The sequence below is a fragment of the Streptomyces sp. NPDC041713 genome (assembly GCF_055591085.1).
Window position 1 is genome coordinate 18455 of record NZ_JBVIZY010000022.1, and the last position, 18046, is coordinate 36500.

The 18046-nt window shown below is 69.7% G+C and carries 16 protein-coding genes; 7 read left to right on the top strand and 9 right to left on the bottom strand.

Features of this window, described 5'->3' with window-relative positions; translation table 11 throughout:
- Window positions 1-9 precede the first annotated feature (9 nt).
- The 6 genes from ACZ6CV_RS36030 to ACZ6CV_RS36055 all read right to left on the bottom strand — a co-directional run bounded on the left by ACZ6CV_RS36030 (window position 10) and on the right by ACZ6CV_RS36055 (window position 6712).
- Window positions 10-315, bottom strand: coding sequence for a CorA family divalent cation transporter (locus ACZ6CV_RS36030; protein WP_469255971.1), 306 nt, complete (start codon window positions 313-315; stop codon window positions 10-12).
- Between the two features lie 878 nt (window positions 316-1193).
- Complete coding sequence (locus tag ACZ6CV_RS36035; RefSeq protein WP_469255973.1) at window positions 1194-2498, bottom strand: phospholipase D-like domain-containing protein; 1305 nt, start codon at window positions 2496-2498, stop codon at window positions 1194-1196.
- A gap of 177 nt (window positions 2499-2675) precedes the next feature.
- Window positions 2676-4457, bottom strand: a complete 1782-nt coding sequence (locus tag ACZ6CV_RS36040; RefSeq protein WP_469255974.1) for a stealth family protein — start codon at window positions 4455-4457, stop codon at window positions 2676-2678.
- Window positions 4458-4575: 118 nt separating this feature from the next.
- The gene (locus tag ACZ6CV_RS36045) at window positions 4576-5046 is read right to left on the bottom strand and encodes an alpha/beta hydrolase family protein (RefSeq protein WP_469255976.1); all 471 of its coding nucleotides are present in this window, start codon (window positions 5044-5046) and stop codon (window positions 4576-4578) included.
- A gap of 252 nt (window positions 5047-5298) precedes the next feature.
- Complete coding sequence (locus ACZ6CV_RS36050) at window positions 5299-5487, bottom strand: hypothetical protein (RefSeq protein ID WP_469255978.1); 189 nt, start codon at window positions 5485-5487, stop codon at window positions 5299-5301.
- A gap of 64 nt (window positions 5488-5551) precedes the next feature.
- Window positions 5552-6712 (bottom strand): magnesium and cobalt transport protein CorA, encoded by a 1161-nt coding sequence (locus ACZ6CV_RS36055; protein WP_469255979.1) that lies wholly within the window; start codon window positions 6710-6712, stop codon window positions 5552-5554.
- A gap of 322 nt (window positions 6713-7034) precedes the next feature.
- On the opposite strand from ACZ6CV_RS36055, the gene ACZ6CV_RS36060 reads away from it, so the two are divergent.
- Entirely contained in the window at window positions 7035-8435 is a 1401-nt protein-coding gene (locus ACZ6CV_RS36060; protein WP_469255981.1) for a winged helix DNA-binding domain-containing protein, read from the top strand.
- Between the two features lie 60 nt (window positions 8436-8495).
- On the opposite strand, the gene ACZ6CV_RS36065 is transcribed toward ACZ6CV_RS36060, so the two are convergent.
- A complete protein-coding gene (locus ACZ6CV_RS36065) occupies window positions 8496-9287 on the bottom strand; it encodes an SDR family oxidoreductase (protein WP_469255983.1) in 792 nt (263 codons plus the stop codon).
- A 205-nt stretch (window positions 9288-9492) separates the two neighbouring features.
- Here ACZ6CV_RS36065 and ACZ6CV_RS36070 point away from each other — a divergent pair, with 205 nt between their 5' ends.
- The 4 genes from ACZ6CV_RS36070 to ACZ6CV_RS36085 all read left to right on the top strand — a co-directional run bounded on the left by ACZ6CV_RS36070 (window position 9493) and on the right by ACZ6CV_RS36085 (window position 13388).
- Window positions 9493-9999, top strand: coding sequence for a carboxymuconolactone decarboxylase family protein (locus ACZ6CV_RS36070; RefSeq protein WP_469255985.1), 507 nt, complete (start codon window positions 9493-9495; stop codon window positions 9997-9999).
- 99 nt (window positions 10000-10098) lie between these two features.
- Window positions 10099-11001, top strand: a complete 903-nt coding sequence (locus tag ACZ6CV_RS36075; RefSeq protein WP_469255987.1) for a LysR family transcriptional regulator — start codon at window positions 10099-10101, stop codon at window positions 10999-11001.
- Between the two features lie 184 nt (window positions 11002-11185).
- Window positions 11186-11299, top strand: coding sequence for a tautomerase family protein (locus ACZ6CV_RS36080; protein WP_469255988.1), 114 nt, complete (start codon window positions 11186-11188; stop codon window positions 11297-11299).
- A 331-nt stretch (window positions 11300-11630) separates the two neighbouring features.
- The gene (locus ACZ6CV_RS36085) at window positions 11631-13388 is read left to right on the top strand and encodes an AMP-binding protein (protein ID WP_469255989.1); all 1758 of its coding nucleotides are present in this window, start codon (window positions 11631-11633) and stop codon (window positions 13386-13388) included.
- A 137-nt stretch (window positions 13389-13525) separates the two neighbouring features.
- On the opposite strand, the gene ACZ6CV_RS36090 is transcribed toward ACZ6CV_RS36085, so the two are convergent.
- A complete protein-coding gene (locus ACZ6CV_RS36090; protein ID WP_469255990.1) occupies window positions 13526-14425 on the bottom strand; it encodes a dihydrodipicolinate synthase family protein in 900 nt (299 codons plus the stop codon).
- Between the two features lie 81 nt (window positions 14426-14506).
- Between ACZ6CV_RS36090 and ACZ6CV_RS36095 the strand changes: the two genes are divergently transcribed.
- Both ACZ6CV_RS36095 and ACZ6CV_RS36100 read left to right on the top strand, forming a co-directional pair.
- Complete coding sequence (locus tag ACZ6CV_RS36095; protein ID WP_469255991.1) at window positions 14507-15454, top strand: LysR family transcriptional regulator; 948 nt, start codon at window positions 14507-14509, stop codon at window positions 15452-15454.
- 143 nt (window positions 15455-15597) lie between these two features.
- Window positions 15598-17205: an AMP-binding protein gene (locus ACZ6CV_RS36100; RefSeq protein WP_469255992.1), complete on the top strand. Its 1608-nt coding sequence runs from the start codon at window positions 15598-15600 to the stop codon at window positions 17203-17205.
- Here the strand turns inward: ACZ6CV_RS36100 and ACZ6CV_RS36105 are convergent.
- The gene (locus tag ACZ6CV_RS36105; RefSeq protein ID WP_469255993.1) at window positions 17183-17833 is read right to left on the bottom strand and encodes a GNAT family N-acetyltransferase; all 651 of its coding nucleotides are present in this window, start codon (window positions 17831-17833) and stop codon (window positions 17183-17185) included. The genes ACZ6CV_RS36100 and ACZ6CV_RS36105 overlap by 23 nt on opposite strands.
- Window positions 17834-18046 lie beyond the last annotated feature (213 nt).

Here is an 18046-nt window from a genome sequence, read left to right on the forward strand (position 1 = left end):
GGCTCCCCGCTACAGCCAGTCCCGCCGCTTGAAGATGAAGCACAGGCTCACGCACACCACCGCCATCAGCAGGATCGCGAACGGGTAGCCGAAGGTCCAGTTGAGTTCCGGCATCGCGTCGCGGTTCATGCCGTAGATCGTGCCGACCAGTGTGGGGGCGAAGAGGATCGCCGCCCAGGACGAGATCTTCTTGAAGTTGTCTGCCCGGCCACTCTGAACTGCAGTGATGGAGCCAGGCTGCTCTCTGAGCTGCCTGAACCGATCTTTGAGGGGCTTTCGGCTGCATCTGTGGTTTACGTGGTTCGTTCTCCCCATGCGCTCCCCAGCGGCCGTCGTTCTCCCCAGATTCTCCCCACCGCGGTCACCTGGGAGATGCGGGGCTGCAGAGTATCTGGGGCCGTCTGATGAGGCGAGGCAATCACGATGGGTAGTCGCAGAGTGCGAGACCTTAGGGCAGTTGGTCAGTGGCCAAGCGTCTACCGGATGGCGTTACGCCTCATAATCCGGACGTCGGCCGAATGCCGCAGTCGCCCGTAACGATGTGCGGTTGCTGGACGCGGGGTGAGCGCTACCGGGCCGTCGACAGGACCCGTTCCAGCGTCGCGTAGCCTGCCGGTTCCCACGTCGGCCTGCCCCGGGCAGGCCGAGCCGTCCGTTCTGTCCGATGGAGATTAGATCGAGGGCACGCAGGACGGCCCGGCTTCGGGCGCGCGATCGTGGCCTCGTCACCACGTCCCCCTTGGCCAGGCGCCAAGAGCCGCCGCAATTGACACAATTGCGCTTACTTTCGTCGGCGATGCGCCTTGTTCGCCGAGCGAATGAACGAATTCCCGCACCGCTACCGTGAACGCGGCTGGGTCAAGGGCGCCATCACCATCAACGACAGTGAACTTACGTTCTACGGCGGCACCCGGCCCCTGGGACCAAGCCCTGGGACCAAGCCCTGGGGGCAGAGTTGGAGGTGCTCCTCTTCCTGGGTTACCGCTGACCTGTCCCTGGCCGCTGACCTCGACGACGGAGCAGCGGTCCCGGGCCTGCTGCTCCTGGACAGCCCAAAGACCAAGGCCCCCACGCAGGGGTGGGGGCTCGACCTCTTGGATGCCGCATCCTAGGGTGGGGCGTGTAGCCATTGGACGCTCGGCCTCAGGTCAGAGAACCAGTCGAACAGCTGGCTGCGTCACAGCCCACTCTGCCTACTCCTGGGCCTGCCGAGGATCGACGGGAATCTCGCGTGCCGTACTCTCGGCGCGCTCCTCGGCACCCAACTGCCGCGCCCTGGTTCCACAGCAGCGGTTGAACTGACTCTGCCAGTCCGTCTTGAACGCGTCGTAGTCGGGCTGGCCGATGAATTGCAGGTCCGACTCGTCGTTGTGCCAGATGCCGTTGCTCGTCCAGTTCGAGGAGCCGACGAACACGATTCTGGTGTCGGACGCACTCCCGTATCCGCCGCTGACCAGCATGTATTTGTCGTGGGTGTAATGCAGGGCGTTGCCGTTCGCGTCGGTGCCGCGGGTGGTGTCGTGCACCTTGATGTTCGGCCGGTCCTTCAGGTAGTCCTGCACGCTGTCATCAACCATGCCGGCGGTGACGAGTATGTGGATTTTTACGCCAGTTTTTGCCAGGCTGACCAGCTTCTTCGGCAGCTCCAAATAGTTCCGGTCGCCAGGTTCGCCGTGAGAGGTCCACTCGAACATGGCGATGTTGATCGTGGCCGGCGCCTTGACGTTGTTCAGGAAGTCGACCCAGGTGTCGCTTCTGTCGCGCGCCTTGGGCCACTGATAGGAGGCTGGATACAGCTTTCGGGCCGCCAGACCGCTGTCGGAGTTGTAATAGTCGGGCGCCAGCGGGCCCGGGCCGTTGAGTGCCCCCTTGGACATGGCTGTGAAGTAGCGGAGATAGGAGTTGTACAGGTCGACGTTGCCCTTGACGGTGGCGGCACTGTTCCACGCGGTGTTGGCCTGGGCGGAGGTGGGGTTGGCGCTGCTGACGGTCACCGTTCTGTTTGCGTCGCTGCCGCCACTGAGCATGTAGTACTTCGCGTGCAGGGCGGAGCCGGAGAAGTGGGTCAGGCAGCCGCCCGGGCACAGCGCGGCGAAGCTTTCGGCTTGTGGGTCGTTGCCCAGCTCGCTGACCATCGACTGCCAGGTCGCGTTGTCGCTGTGGGCATCCATCAGCGCCTTGACGATGACGCCACGCTGGTGTGCGGCGATCAGGGCACCTGCGAATTCCGGGCCCGGGTTCGTGCTTCCTATCGAATACATGGCGACGCGTATCGTCTGCCCGCAACTGGCGCTGTTTATCGATTCGATGATCGGACCCATGACGTTCATCCGGGCATTGGCATCCTCCGGATCGCTGAAGCTCGGTCCCGGTTTTGAGGTGAACGTCCGCGACTCGCAGCTGATGGGAGGCTTGGCCCGTTTGACTGCCGCGTGCGCCGTAGTCGGCGACAGCGCGGTCATGGCAAGCGCGGTGATCAACGTGAGTGTTCGCTTCATGGATGGGCCTTTGCTGGGCTGTTGACGGTGACAAATCAGGGGTGTTGCTGTGTTGATCGAGCAGTGAGTGGTACTCAGCGGTCGCCAGGTGGAGGACCTAGCGGTACGGGCCTGTTAACCCTGGTTGGTGTGGCGGGCTGCCTAGTCACCGTCCGGTTGCACACGCCCTCGGACAAGTCAGCTTGGAACCAGCGGAGAGCCCTGCGTGTGGGGCGTCTCCCAGCGGCTGGCGAAGGGGAATTGACTCTCCAAGAAGTCCCGGAGGGCGCCCGCTACGCGCTCTAGCTCAGGGGCGGCGGTGTTGACGTCGTTGAGGCACAGAAAATCGTGTGGGTGCCCCGGCTGGAACTCGTCGAGAGCCGCAGCCAGGCCCGGCTTGCCTACGTCGATGTAGCGCAGTTTGAACGTGCCGGGTACGGCGCGTCCTGTGAGGTAGGCGTGGTGGTGGTGCAACGAGTTTGCCATGGCGATGTCCGTCGTGGCACGGAACCGGGACCGGCTCGTCCGCTGCACGTCCTCTGTGAAGAGTTCCTCCAACTCGGTTAACACACTGCGAAGTTGAGGATGCGGGGTGTGTTTGAACTTGGAGACGGTGAAGCGGCTGTGGGTCTTCTGCATCAGCTCGCGGACGTTCTTTCCCGCCGAGTTCGGTGCGGGTTCGTCGGGGTGAGGGGCGTCGACGCCGAGCTGGAAGGGAGAGAAGGGGAGCTTGGCGATGCCGTTGCCGTGGAAGAACTGTCCGGCGGTGGCCGGGCGGGTGAAGAAGACGTCGTCGTTGAGGTAGAGGTAGTGCTCCGACAGGCCCGGTATGTGGTGCAGCTGGGTTTCGATGGCGTGGGAGTTGAAGACGGGAAGCGCGGTCGGATCAGCGAAGATGTCCTTGTGGTCGATGACCTGGATGCCGGGTGCGTGCGGGGCGAGCCAGTCGGGCCTCTGGCCGTCGGTGACCAGGTAGATGTTCCGAATGAATGGGGCGTACATCTCCACCGAGCGCAGGGAGTACTTGAGCTCGTTCCGGCTGGTGTAGCGGGAGGTGCCGGTCTCGCGCGCGTGGATACGTGGGGCGTCGGGCCCGGTGCGGAAGGATTCGCGTCGGGCCGTGAGGTCGGGGTCGGAGCCGTCGACCCAGGTGTAGACGAGGTCGATGGGGAAGTTGGCGGCGTCGATGCGGAGCTGGGTGAGGCTCTCGTATGTCGGGTAGTCGCGGCGCTCGATGGTGCGGACGGCCGTGGTGCGAGCGACCGAGGGCAGTACGTCGGTGACCGCGTTGGAGCGCGGTGCGACCAGAGCGTCGGCGAGCACCGCGGGCGGTGCCTGGGTGCGCAGAGCCTCGATGCGAGTGGCGCCGCGGTCGTCGTCCAGCAGCCGCCGGCCGTCCTGCCAGAACTCGACGTCGCAGCCGTAGGTGAGGTCCGCGAGCACTTGCCCGTGCGGACCGAGCAGGATTTCGCCGAAGCGGATGATGTCCTGCCGCTTGAGCGTGGTGGGCAGGGAGCCGTCGGCGTACAGAACCGCGTCGTCCGGCAGGGGGTGACTGGTGGGCCTGAGCGCGTACAGCGGGCTGGTCCCGTAGGCGGCCCGCAGGGCGTCGAGGAGCTTCTTGCGGTCGGCGCGGCGCACGGCGACCACGTGGCGGGTGCGAGAGCGGCCGGGGACGAGGAAGAAGTCGATTCCGGTCTGCTCCAGGGCGTCGGCGATGAGGGCGAGGTTGTGGGCGCTGGCGCCGGCTGCGGTGAACCGGTCGACGGTACGGCCGTAGTAGGTGCGGCCCTCGAAGGGGATGGTGCGCACCGTGGTGTCCGACTCCAGCAGGGCGAGTCGCCGATCCGCGATCTTCTGCTGTTGTCTTCGGGCCGCTTCGGCGGCCTGTGCAGCTTTGGCTCGTGCGGCCTGTTCCTCGCGGGCGCGGGCGCGCCCGGGCATCAGACGGTCGGCGAGTCGATGGATGCGGGGGGACATAAGGGTTTCCTGCCTGGGGTGGTGGCCGGTGCGGGTGCCACCCCGTCGAGCCGCCTGGCGTGACGGCACCTGCTGGGTCAGATTGGTCGCCGGTGTTGCGGTCTTGTCCTCCGGGAGGTCAGAGGTCGGCCTCGATCCACGCGAGGATCTTGTCCGGCATGCCGGGGATGCCGAGGAGGGCGCCGCCGTGGGCGCGGCTGCCGGCGACCGTCTCGTCTGTGACGCCGTAGGCCCGGCGACAGGGCGACGCTTTCGCTGACGCGACCGCCGCCGACCCCGTAGGTGGCGAGCGACTTGCGATCCGGCCACCGACCGAGGAGCCGAGGACGACGAGCCGGTCCGGGTCGAGGTCGAACTGCGGAACGTTGCCCCTGATCCAGTCGATGGACGAGACGGCGCATCCCTGGTCGGCCAAGTAGCGCGGCCAAGTGGCCCAGCCGGAGTTCTGGTACCAGTAGCCGCCGTGCAGGATGGCAAATCTCGGCTGGCTCGAGTACGAGGTACTCCGATAGACGTCGGGTTCCTGCCGGGCGCGTGACCCGTACGAATCGGTCGCTTCGCTGCGCTCTGCGGCGGCGCTGGGGTACACGTCAAGAACTAGCAGAGCCGCGACAATTGCCGCATACGCAACTAGGCGCACCCACAGGCGTTCCACAGGCTTTGCGTCCCCTCGGCCCCCGAGCAGGCGACCTGCAAAGTTCGCCGGTTCGCCCCCTTGCGAACCTTTTCGGCATCCTCTGGAGTGCCGAAAACGCGAACAGCCTGCGAGTTCGCGGTGAAGAAACTATGTGCTTCGGGCTGATGGTCCGTCAAGCGCAATTTTGCAATTTGTCCGCCTTGCTCACCATTTGACCAGCAGGAGGTGACCTTGTTCTTTCGATTTCAACCGAGACGGCGTGACCGACACGATCATCGCGGAGCCGCAGGCGACGCTGAACGGGGCGGTGCGGGCCGGTTTGGTGCGCGTGGTCCTTGCAGCGGCAAAGGGGTCTTCGGTCGTGCCGGCCGCGCGAAATGGTGGTGTCGACAAGGCGATTCACCTGCATTGGGAGGGGTGGCGCCGCGTACACGGTACAAGTGGGGTCGGTTCGGCTCTACAGCCAGTCCCGTCGCTTGAAAATCACGTACAAACCCGTACAGACAACCCCCATCAAGCCCACCGCGAAGGGATATCCGAGGCTCCAGCTCAGCTCGGGCATCCTCTCGAAGTTCATGCCGTAAATAGTTCCGACGAGAGTGGGTGCAAAGAGGATCGCCGCCCAGGACGAGATCTTCTTGATCTCCTCGTTCTGTTCGAAGCCTGCCTCCGCCAGGGCTCGCATCTCCGCGTTCTGTTGCTGGGTCACCAGGGTCGCGTTCACCGTCAGGATGTCGGCCAAGGCCTGGCGGAAGCCGTCGACGCGTTCGCTGGTGTGGGTTACGTGGTCGGCCACGTCGCGCAGGTAGCGCTGGAGTTCCTCGTCCGTGCCGTACTTCGCGAAGCCCGCCATCAGAGCGTGCAGCATGCTGACCAGGGGGCGGGTGGCGCGTTGGAACTCGACCATTTCGCGGGAGAGTTCGTAGATGCGGCGGGACACCTCCGGGTCGCCGCTGAAGACCTCGGTCTCGATCTCGTCGATGTCGTTCTGGACGCCGGCGACGACCGGGGCGTAGCCGTCGACCACCGCGTCCAGGATGGCGTACAGGACCGCCTCGGGGCCGAGTTTGAGGAGGTCGGGGGAGTCCTCCATGCGGCGGCGGACCGATGTGAGGTCGGGGGCCGCGCCGTGTCGGACCGTGATGACGAAGTCCGGCCCCACGAAGACGTGCAGCTCGCCGAAGTCGACCTCCTCGGCCGCGTCGAGGTAGCGGGCAGCGCGCAGGACGACGAAGAGCGTTTCGCCGTAGCGCTCCAGCTTCGGGCGCTGGTGGGCCTCCATCGCGTCTTCCACGGCCAGCTCGTGGAGGTCGAACTCGGCTGCCAGGGAGAGGAGTTCCGCCTCGGTCGGGCGTGCCAGACCGATCCATGCCATGCCGTCCGGCTGGTCGCGCAGCTCGCGAAAGGTGTCCGCCAGGGTGGCGGGGGTCGCCACCCGTACGCCGTCTCGGTACAGCGCCGCCTGGACGAGGGTGTCCCCGTTCGGGCGGGCGGCTCCGACGCCGTTCCGGTCCGTCGATAGTGGCGCCGCCGCGGTCTTGGTTTTCTTTGTGCCCCTTGCGGCCTTGGAGCCTCTGGCTGATTCGCCCGGCTGAGGCGTCGCCTGGGATCGCGTCATGCGCAGCCACGAGTGCTTCCTCGCGGGCGGGTTGGATGGGGTGGAGGTGGGTGGCTGCTCGGGCGTCGCGGGCGTCTCCCGCCCCGTCGGCGTCTCCCGCCCCGTCGGCCCCGCCGACCTCTCCCGCCCCGTCGACCCCGTAGGACGCGCTCGGCGCTCCGCCATCCTGGCCGCCTCCTCTGTCGAACGCTTGTCCCGTCGACCAGGGCGCGGTCGCGGAACGGCCACCTCGTGGCACCGGAGGCAGGATATGCGTCCCGGTGGCGCCCGCCGGGACGCATCGCGGACCGTACGTGTCCGCGAGTCCCGCTAGCGTGCCCGCATGACCAAGTCGACGCACCGGACCGGGACCCAGACCCGGCCCGGGACCCAGACCCGGCCCGGGACCCAGACCCGGCCCGGGATTCAGGCCCGGACCGCGGCCGACGCCCCCGCCCCTCTGCTCGGCGCCCGTGCCCTCAACCGCGCCACGCTCGACCGGCAGCTCCTCCTGCGCCGGGCCCGTGGGCTGTCCGTCGAGGATGCCATCGCCCATCTCGTCGGGCTCCAGGCGCAGAACGTCAAACCGCCGTATTACGCCCTCGCCGCGCGGCTCGCCGGCTTCGACCCCGCCGAACTCTCCGCACTCCTGGAGTCGCGCCGGCTGGTCCGCATCGTCACGCTCCGCTCCACCATCCACCTGCACACTGCCGCCGATGCCCGTACGTTGCGGCCGCTCGTCCAGGAGGCTCGGCAACGCGAACTCATCGCGTTTCGAGGGGGGGTGGCCAGCGTTGATCTGACGGCGCTCGCCCGCGTCGCCCGCGAGGCCGTCGAGGCCGAACCCCGCACCATGAAGCAGCTCCGCGAACTCCTGCACGTCCGGTGGCCCGACGCCGACCCGCAATCTCTCGCCGTGGCCGCTCGCTGTACGTTGCCGCTCGTCCAGGTCACCCCGCGCGGGCTCTGGCGGCGCAGCGGACAGGTCGCCCTCACCACCCTCGAACGGTGGCTCGGCGAGCAGGAGCCGGGAGAGCGGGAGTCCGGGAAGCGGGAGCCGGGAGAGCGGGAGCCCGGAGCGCAGGGGCTCGGCGCGCGCTCGTCCGGCGACGGGGCGCCTGGCCTCAGCGACCCCACCCGTATCGACGCGCAACGACTCCACGCGCAACGACGTGACTCCGCCGTCCTCCGCTACCTCGCCGCCTTCGGCCCCGCCTCCGTCAAGGACCTGCAGACCTGGGCCCGGCTCACCCGGATGCGGGACGTCTTCGAGCGGCTCCGGCCCCGGCTGCGCACCTTCCGCGACGAGAACGGCGTCGAGCTCTTCGACCTGCCCGACGCGCCCCGCCCCGACGCCGACACCCCGGCCCCGGCCCGCTTCCTGCCCGAGTACGACAACCTCCTGCTGTCGCACGCCGACCGTGGCCGTGTCGTACCGGCCGAGTACAAGGGGCGTACATGGGAGGGGAACCAGCCGCACTGCGTCTTCCTCCTCGACGGGTTCCTCGCCGGGGTGTGGCGGCTGCGGGAGGACGCGAAGGCCGGGACCGCCACCCTCACCATCGAGCCGTTCGGGAAGCCGAGCCGGGCGCAGCGGGACGAGTTGACGGAGGAGGCCGAGCGGATGATGACGTCCATTTCTTCGCCAATCACCTCCCCATCCACCTCCCCAACCTCCTCCCCGGGCTCTTCCCCTGTCCCCTTCTCGTACGACATCCGCTTCGGGAGCATCCGGCGTACGTGAGGGCTCTCAACTCGTCCGCCGCAAGCGGATCCGCACGCCCCGTCCGCACGCCCCGTCCGCTCAACTCGTCCGCTCGGCCAGGAACGCCTCCCAGGTGCGCGTGCCCGACGCGCCGACCGTCGCGAGGTTCTCCCCGCTCCGGTAGGCCCGGCCGACCTTTCCGGGCATGCGGACCGGCATCAGCGGGCGGCGCTTGCCGGTCGACTTCAGGTAGCCGCGTACCAGCTCACCCAGTCCGTACACCTGCGGGCCCGACAGGTCGGCGACCATGCCGGCCGGTTCGCCCAGCGTCAGCTCCACCAGGCGGGCCGCGACGTCGCGGGCGTCCACCGGCTGCCAGCGCATCCCGCCCGGCGCCGGTACGACCGGCAGCTTCCCCATCTTCTCTGCCAGCGTCAGCGCGAGGTCGTGGAACTGGGCCGCCCGCAGCGTCGTCCACGGGATCCCCGACTCGGCGACGGCCCGCTCCGCGCCCAGCTTCGCGCGGAAGTACGCCAGCGGGATCCGATCCGCGCCGATCACCGAGATGTAGACCAGGTGCCGCACCCCGGCCGCGCGTGCGGCGCGCACCAGGTTCTCGGTCGCCTCGTCGTCGCCCTTGGGGCCGCCCGCGAGGTGCAGCACGGTGTCGATGCCCTGCAGCGCGTCGTCCAGGCCGTCGCCCCGCAGCAGGTCGCAGCTCCGGTACTCGATGCCGGGCTCGGGCTCGCGGCTGTTCCTGGTCAGGATGCGGACCGAGTGGCCCGCCTCGCGCAGCAGCGGTACGACGTGGCTGCCGAGCGTGCCCGTGCCTCCGGTGACGAGGATGGGGGCGGAGGTGGGGGTGGGGCCGGTGGCGGGGGTGCTGGTCATTGCTGTCTCCCTGGCAGAGGTGGATCTTGCGAGCCGTCCTTGTGGACTCACTGCCATGACGGGTGGCGCGACGAGAGTGTGACCGGTGAGCGGGAAAACTTTTTTCGTACGAAGCCTTCGGCGATCTGTCACGTCTTTGCGCCGGGATCCGTCAGGGAGGTGAAAGCGAAAGCAGCAGCATCCCAACCCTGAGGAGTTGTCGACCATGGAAACGCGTGCGATCACCGAAGAGGTCCCTATGGTTCCGCGTATGTCCGAGGACCCTGGAGAGCTCGTCCCCGAGCTGGCGGACGTGTCGGCGGCGCTGTTCAAGCTCGTCGGCAACGGTTCCGTTCCGCGGGCCACGATCAGTCTGGTCCAGTTGCGGGCGGGTCAGATCGTGGGGAGCACGTATCTGACCGTTCTGCACGCCGGGTTCCTGCGCAAGGGCGGGGAGTCGGAGGAGCGGATCACGTCGGTGGCGTCCTGGTGGGACTCGCCGTACTTCACCGCTGCCGAGCGCGCCGCGCTCGCGCTCGTGGAGGCGGTGCACCAGCCGTCCATGGGGGGTGAGCGGGTGTCCGACGAGTTGTACGCGCGGGCGGCCGAGCACTATGACGCCAAGGCGCTCGCCACCTTGATGTTCGCCATCGGGCAGGTCAACTTCTTCATCGCCGTCGCCCTCATCGCCAAGCCGGTCCCCGGCCGCTCCTTCAGCGAGCCCTGGAAGTAGCGGCGACCGCGCCGCCGCCGGTGCCTGAGCCGGCGGGGTGCGTGCGGGCGGGGCTCCCGTCGGCCCCGGGGGCGCCGCCTGCTGCATAGGCTTCCCCGCATGGACCTGCGGCAGCTCAGCTACTTCGTGACCGTCGCCGACGAGCTGCACTTCGGGCGGGCGGCCGAGCGGCTGCACATCGTCCAGTCCGCCGTCAGCCAGCAGATTCGGCGCCTGGAACGGGAGTTGGGGGCCGAGCTCTTCGACCGTTCGCCCCGTCATGTGCGGCTCACCGGCGCGGGGGAGCGGCTGCTGCCCGAGGCGCGGGCGGTGCTCGCCGCGGCCGAGCGGGCGCGGGCCGCGGTGGCGCCGCCCGCCGGGCTGCGGCTCGCCACCAGTACCGGTCTCGGCGAGCACCTTGACCGTGTCCTCACGGAGTTCGCCCTACGGGCGCCGGGGGTGCCGGTGGAGCTGGTGTCGGGCCGTGCGGGCGAGCGGATCGAGCAGGTCGTCGACGGGCGGGCCGACGCCGCGTTCGTACGGTCCATGGAGCCCGTGCCCGGCGTGCGGGTCGAGCCGCTGTGGGACGACCCGCTGGTCGCCGTCCTGCCGGCCGGGCACCCGCTGGCGGCGGGGCCGGACGTCGCACTCGGCGACCTGGCCGTGCTTCCGCTCGCCATCACCGCGCGGCGCAACAACCCCGCCCTCGTCGACCTGGTCGTCGGGGCCTGTCACGACGCCGGGTTCGAGCCGGTGCCAGGGCCGGTCGAGGGATCGCTGCAGGACCGACTCGCGACGATCGGTACGGGGGTGGCGCGGCAGTGGACCGTCGTGTACGCGGCGCATGCGCGGGTGCTGCGGAGTCCGTGGGTGGCGTTTCTGCCCTTCCGGGCGCCGGGGCTGGCGTTGCCGACGCAACTTGCGCTCCGGGCGGGGGAGGTGGCGCCGGTGCTCGACATCTTTCTTGCGGCTTGCCGGGCAGCGGCGCCTTCGTCTGCTCCCGTATCTCCCCCTGCTTCCTGACTGGTCCCGCGTCGGTCTCTTACCCTCCCTGACCTGCGGCGATCTCGAACGCTGATCGCTGTGGTCGCGGGCTGGCCCTTGGTCGCGGGGCGCGGCCGCGATGGACTGGAGTCGTACCGAACGCCCCGGCGCACACCGGGGCCACTCCGCCGGTGAACCCGGCCTGGAAGCACAGGAGTTCAGCATGCCCACCGTGACCGTTCAGCAGGGCCCCCGCGACATCGAGCTCAAGCGCGAGCTGGTCAAGCAGATCACCGACGCGTTCGTGGACGCGTACAAGATCCCGGCGGAGACCTGACCGTCTGGATCCACGAGACCCCGGCGGACAGCTGGGGCTCGGCGGGGAAGCTGACCGCCGACAAGTAATCCGCGTCCGCGGGTCCGTGCGGGCCGCCTCCCCGGGGGCGGCCGCCGCCTCCCGCGCCACCGCCTCGCCCCCGTCAGCCGACACCCATGCGCCCTCCACCTTGCGACACCCCGACCAGGGGTGGTGAGATCCGCCTCCCGGATTACACGATGTTCCGTAGCGTCCGGCATTGAGTACGGCGGCCGGGGTGACGGAAGCTGCGGAAGCAGCCCGGAACCCCGTCATCGAGCAGGTATCGAGCAGGTATCGAGTAGGGGTGCACATGACGACGACCGGGACGAGCGCCACGGAGCAGTTCCGTACCGCACGGGACTTCCTCCTGCGGCACCGAGAGGACTACGCCACCGCGTACGAGGGCTTCGCCTGGCCGCGGCCCGAGCGGTTCAACTGGGCGCTCGACTGGTTCGACGTCATCGCCGACGGCAACGAGCGGACCGCGTTGCACATCGTGGAGGAGGACGGCAAGGAGGACCGCTTCTCCTTCGCGCGGCTCTCCGCACGTTCGAACCAGGTCGCCAACTGGCTGCGGGCGAACGGCGTACGGGCCAGTGACCGCATCGTCGTGATGCTCGGCAACCAGGTCGAGCTGTGGGAGATCGCGCTCGCCGCGATGAAGCTGCGCGCCGTCGTCATCCCGGCGACCCCGCTGCTCGGCCCCGTCGACCTGCGCGACCGCATCGAGCGGGGCCGGGCCCGACATGTGGTCGTACGCCCCGAGGACATGGCGAAGTTCGACGACGTACCGGGCGCGTACACGCGCATCGTCGTCGGCGGGACCGCCACCGGGACCGCTGCCGACGGGAACACCGCCAACGGGACCGCCGCCGACGGGACTGCCGTCGTCGGTGGCGGCTGGCTCTCGTACGACGGGGCCGACGACGCCCCCGAGCCCTTCGAGCCCGACGGCGTCACCCTCGCCGACGACCCCCTGATGCTCTACTTCACGTCGGGCACCACCGCACGCCCGAAGCTAGTGGAGCACACCCATGTGTCGTACCCCATCGGTCACTTGGCGACGATGTACTGGATCGGTCTGCGGCCCGGCGACGTCCATCTGAACATCTCGTCGCCCGGCTGGGCCAAGCACGCCTGGTCGAACCTGTTCGCCCCGTGGAACGCGGAGGCCACGGTCTTCATCCACAATTACGCGCGGTTCGACGCGGGGCTGCTCATGGCGGAGATGGACCGGGCGGGCGTGACCTCGTTCTGTGCGCCGCCCACCGTGTGGCGCATGCTGATCCAGGCGGACCTGACCCAGCTGCGCACTCCGCCGCGCGAGGTCGTCGCCGCCGGTGAGCCGCTCAACCCGGAGGTCATCGAGCAGGTGCGGCGGGACTGGGGGGTCACGATCCGCGACGGCTTCGGCCAGACCGAGACGGCCGTGCAGGTCGCCAACTCGCCCGGCCAGAAGCTGAAGCCGGGCTCCATGGGCCGACCGACGCCCGGCTTCGTCGTCGAACTCCTCGACCCGGTGACCGGCGAACCGGGCGCCGCGGAGGGGGAGATCTGCCTCGACCTGAGCGCGAACCCCGTCGGTCTGATGGCCGGTTACCACGGTGATCCGGAGCGCACGGCGGAGGCGATGGCGGACGGTCACTACCGAACGGGTGACATCGGTGCGCGCGACGCGGACGGCTACATCACGTATGTCGGCCGCTCCGACGACGTCTTCAAGGCGTCCGACTACAAGATCTCCCCGTTCGAGCTGGAGAGCGCGCTCCTGGAGCACGAGTCGGTGGCCGAGGCGGCCGTCGTCCCCGCCCCCGACCCGGTACGGCTCGCGGTCCCCAAGGCGTACGTCGTCCTGGCGAACGGCTGGTCGCCGGGTGAGGAGACGGCCGAGGCGATCTTCGCGTACACGCGCTCGGTGCTGGCCCCCTACAAGCGGCTGCGCCGCATCGAGTTCGTGCCGGAACTGCCGAAGACCATCTCGGGCAAGATCCGCCGGGTCGACCTGCGCGAGCGGACGGCGGCCGGGGGTGCGGCGGAGGGGGAGTGGACGGAGCGGGGGAGGGGCTGAGCCCAGCCGTCGCGTCCTCTCTCTGGCCCCAGGTCCCAGGCCCCGAGCCCCGAGCTCCAAGCCTCAAGCTCCGAGCCAGGAGCCCCGAGCCTCAGGTCCCGGCCGTGGCGACCCTCAGGCCCCGGCCGCGGCGGCCCTCAGGCCTCGACCCCGCCCAGTTGCTCCAATGCCGCCTCCATCGCCGCCCTTCCCGCCGGCAGAAGGGGCAGACGTACGTCCGGGGTCGGGATCAACCCCCGGGCGTGAAGGACTGCCTTGATCACCGTGGGGTTCGGTTCGCTGAAGCATGCCGATGACAGGCGGGCGAGCGCGTGGCCCAGTCGGCGGGCCCGTGCCACGTCGCCCGTGCGCCACGCCGTGTCCAGGGCGACGAAGTGGCTCGTGGCCAGGTGGGCCGTGGCGAGGATGGCGCCCGTCGCGCCCATCGCCAGCAAGGGGGAGACGAAGAGGTCGTCGCCCGCCAGGACGGTGAAGTCGGGCGGCAGGTCGGCCATGAGGGCGACCGTCTCCTGACTGATGCCGCCGGGCGCGTACTTGACGGCCACCACGCCCGGGATCGTGCCGAGGGTCCGCAGAGTGGCCGCGGAGAGGGGGAGGGCGGTGCGGTACGGGATGTCGTACACGACCAGCGGCACCGGGCTGACCTCCGCCAGCCGTCGGAAGTGGGCGATCACGCCCTCCTGGGAAGGGCGGGTGAAGCTCGGGACGGTCACCAGGGCGGCGGACGGCGCAGGGCCCCGCCCCAGTTCCGTGAGCGCCGCCTCGCTGGCCCGCGTGTTGTTCGAACCCGCGCCCACCGTCAGCCAAGCGCTCCGCTCCGCGCAGACGCGGGCGCACGTGTCGACCACCTCCCGTCTCTCCGCCGGGCTCAGGGTGGCCGCCTCCGCCGTCGTTCCGAGCGCCACGATTCCCGCCGCCCCCGCTTCCAGGACCCGGCGCGCCAGGCCTTCGAGGGCCGAGTGGGCCACGCCTCCGGCAGCGGTGAACGGCGTGATGAGAGGGACGTGAATACCCTGGGGGAATGTCTGGTCTGTCATGACGACCAGCCTGGTCCGCCCCGTGCGCCGGGTCCAGGTCGCCTTTCTGAAGTGAAGAGTCAGCAGAACTGATGCTCGCCGATGCTTGATGTCCGACGCCTGCGGCTGCTGCGTGAGCTGTCCTTGCAGGGCACCATCGCGGCCGTCGCCCAGACCCTCTCGTACACCCCGTCCGCCGTCTCGCAGCAGCTCAGCCTCCTCGAACGGGAGGCGGGCGTCGCCCTGTTGGAGCGCACGGGGCGGCGCGTCGCCCTGACCCCCGCGGGCCGTCGCCTGGTCGGTCACGCCGAGGCGGTCCTCGAGCGGCTCGAACAGGCCGCCGGTGAACTCAGCGACTTCCGCACCGGGCCCGCCGGGCCCCTGCGCATCGGTGCCTTCCCGACGGCGGTCAAGGCACTGCTCCCCGCCGCGCTCGCCGCCCTCTCGGCCGACCACCCCGGCCTGGAACCGATGATCTCGGAGGTCGACCCCGCGGAGGTGGCGCGGGCCCTGCGAGCCGGCGAACTGGACGTCGCCCTGCTCCACGAGTACGACTTCGTCCCGCACCCCTTGGAGCCAGGCCTCGGCGCCACGCCCCTGTTCAGCGAGCCCATGTACCTCGCTTCCCTCACCGCCCCCGCGACCGACGGGGCGCTCACGTCGCCGGCGCCGTGGCGGGACGAACCCTGGATCACCGCGACGCCACGGACGCTGTGCCACGCGATGACCGTCCGGGCCTGCGAGGCGGCGGGCTTCACGCCGGGCGTCCGCCATCAAGTCGACGACTTCGGCACGGTGTTGCGTCTCGTGGCGGCCGGTCAGGGCGTCGCGCTCGTGCCGCACCTGGGCATCGCCGACGGCCCGCCGGGCAACGTCGTCCTCACCCGCCTGCCCATCGAGCGCCGCACGGCCGTCGCCTACCGCAGCGGCGCGGAGCGGCATCCCGCCGTCGTGGCGGCGGTGACGGCCCTGCGGTCGGCCGTGCCGACGGAACCTCGTGCCGGAGCGTTGACGCGTGCGTCAGGGTGTAGCCCCTGGACGGGGGTGTAGCCCCCGGGCGGGGGTGTAGCCCCCGGACCTCGCTCGATCACGTACTGGCGCCCGGCGCCTCCCCGGGTCACACTTCTCCTCCATCGATCTGTGTGCGGCGGCGGGCCGGTCCGGTGCGCCCGGCGCCGTGAGGAGGACTACGCGTGAGCGAACTCTCGTACGCGCACGGCACCAGCGGCACCCCGCTGCTCGGCGACACCATCGGCCGCAATCTCGACCGGGCGGTCGCCGCCTGGCCCGAGCGGGACGCCCTCGTGGACGTCGCGGCCGGCACCCGCTGGACGTACGCCGAATTCGGCACGGCCGTCGCACAGTTGGCCCGCGGCTTCCTCGGCGCGGGGGTGGCCAAGGGGGACCGCGTCGGGATCTGGGCGGTGAACTGCGCCGAGTGGGTGCTCGTGCAGTACGCCACCGCGCGCATCGGCGCGATCATGGTGAGCGTCAACCCGGCCTACCGCGCCCACGAGTTGGAGTTCGTGCTCAACCAGTCGGGCATCTCCGTCCTGGTCGCCTCGCAGACCCACAAGAGCAGCGACTACCGCGCGCTCGTGGACGAGGTGCGGCCCCGCTGCCCCGACCTGTGCGCCGTCCACTACATCGGCGACAGCTCCTGGGACGCCCTCCTGGACGCCGGGCGCACGGTAAGCGACACGCAACTGCTCGTCCGTGAGGCCGAGTTGAGTTTCGACGACCCGGTGAACATCCAGTACACCTCCGGCACCACAGGCTTCCCCAAGGGGGCCACGCTCTCCCACCACAACATCCTCAACAACGGGTACTGGGTGGGCCGCACGGTCGGCTACACCGAGCAGGACCGGATCTGCGTGCCCGTGCCCTTCTACCACTGCTTCGGCATGGTGATGGGCAACCTCGCCGCCACCTCGCACGGCGCGTGCATCGTCATCCCCGCACCGTCCTTCGATCCCGTCGCCACCCTGCACGCCGTCGAGCGGGAACGCTGCACCTCGCTGTACGGCGTGCCGACGATGTTCATCGCGGAGCTGAACCTCGCCGACTTCGCGACGTACGACCTGAGTTCGCTGCGCACCGGCATCATGGCGGGGTCGCCCTGCCCGGTCGAGGTGATGAAGCGGGTGGTCGCCGAGATGCACATGGCGGAGGTGTCCATCTGCTACGGCATGACCGAGACCTCGCCCGTCTCCACCCAGACGCGCCGCGACGACGACCTGGAGCGCCGCACCGGCACCGTCGGCCGCGTCCTGCCGCACGTCGAGGTGAAGGTCGTCGACCCGGCGACCGGCGTCACCCTGCCGCGCGGCGCGTCCGGCGAGCTCTGCACCCGGGGCTACAGCGTCATGCTCGGCTACTGGGACGAGCCCGAACGGACCCGTGAGGTCATCGACGACGGGCGCTGGATGCACACCGGTGACCTCGCGGTCATGCGCGAGGACGGATACGTGCAGATCGTCGGCCGCATCAAGGACATGATCATCAGGGGCGGCGAGAACATCTACCCGCGCGAGATCGAGGAGTTCCTGTACGGCCACCCGAGGATCGCCGACGTGCAGGTGGTGGGCGTCCCCGACGAGCGGTACGGCGAGGTGCCGCTGGCCTGCGTGATCCTGCGGGACCCCGACGACGTACTGACGCTCGAGGAGCTCCAGGCGTACTGCAAGGGGCAGTTGGCGCATTACAAGATCCCGGCCGGGGTGCGGGTGCTGTGCTCCTTCCCCATGACGGTCTCCGGGAAGGTCCGCAAGATCGAGCTCAGGGAGCGGTACGGGGAGTGAGCGGGCCGTCCGGGAGAGCGCGGCGCATGCAGAGGCGGGGCCAGCGGTCCAGGCCCGACTCCGCCTCGTGCGCGCGGATCCGCCGCAGGGCCGGGGTGAGTTCGGCGTCCGCGAGCGGGCGGAAGCCGATGCGCGCGTAGTACGGGGCGTTCCACGGCACGTCGGCGAACGTGGTCAGGGTCAGCGCGGTCGCGCCCAGCGTGTGGGCGTGGTCCGCCGCGTGCTCGATCAGGGCGCGGCCGACGCCGCGCCGGGCGGCGCGCGGGTGCACGGACACCTGCTCGATGTGGAACGCGGGGCCGGGGTCGTGCGGTTCGGCGCGGGATTCGGCGACGGGTTCGGCGACGGGGTCGGTGAGGAGTTCGCCGATGAGGTACGCGACCGGGGTGGCGCCCGCGTCGGCCGGAACACCGGCGGCGACCCAGGCCCCGCCCGCGCTGCGGTACCGCTCCAACTCCTCGATCGTGAAAGGCTCGTCGTCGGCGATCGCTGTCATGCCGAGGGCACGGAACGCCTCGCCCGCGGCGCGCTCGATGTCCTGGAGCGCGGGCAGATCGGCGGCCGTGGCGGGACGGAGGATGGGCCGGGGCGTAGGCACGGGCATGTGCATGGGCATGGGCATGGGCATGCGGCGAGTATGCCGTGGCCAAAACCGGTTGTGCGGCGAGGGGCCGACCGGCGATCGTGAGCCGGTCCTTCAGCTGGTTGGCTTGCCTGCCGGCCCGGCAGCCGATTCCGTGAGGTGAGAGTGCACCAGCCGCACCAGCCGCACAAGCCGCACCAGTCCCAGACCGGTGAGCCCGCGAGCCCCAGGGCCGGGCAGGAGCGCGCGCCGCGCCCA